This is a genomic window from Bacillus sp. JJ1503 (assembly GCF_036965125.1).
Taxonomy (GTDB): Bacteria; Bacillota; Bacilli; order Bacillales; family Cytobacillaceae; genus Cytobacillus.
In genome coordinates, this window is record NZ_JBALOZ010000103.1 from 8,925 (window position 1) to 9,211 (window position 287).

A 287-nucleotide genomic window follows, 5' to 3' on the forward strand; every position below is an offset into this window, starting at 1 on the left:
AAAATAGTCATAGAGAGTTTGTTGAAACAAAGCATCCAGATTTGGATCTTTTGATTGTTCATGAGGAAGAAGAGTCGAAAGAAGTGTTTGCTTCTATGGGAAAAGCCGTTATATATGTTCGTTATCATGGTTATGCAAATATAAATTCAGTAATAGAAAACATAGTAGAGAAAATGGAGCTTATTTCAGATTAATACTAGAATTTGAATCTAGGAATTAGGCTATATTAGCATCTATGATATTGTTAATATTTCTTTTTTTAGACAAAGGATGGAAATATTTTGGTT

The 287-nt window shown here is 29.3% G+C and carries 1 protein-coding gene (only partly in view); it reads left to right on the forward strand.

Annotated elements, in window-relative coordinates:
* Window positions 1-54 carry the end of a DUF2812 domain-containing protein gene (locus V7149_RS09435; protein ID WP_438824101.1) on the forward strand. It extends 891 nt beyond the left edge of the window, so 54 of the gene's 945 nt are visible here — the last part of the coding sequence; its start codon lies off the left edge, out of view; its stop codon occupies window positions 52-54.
* Window positions 55-287: the final 233 nt, after the last annotated feature.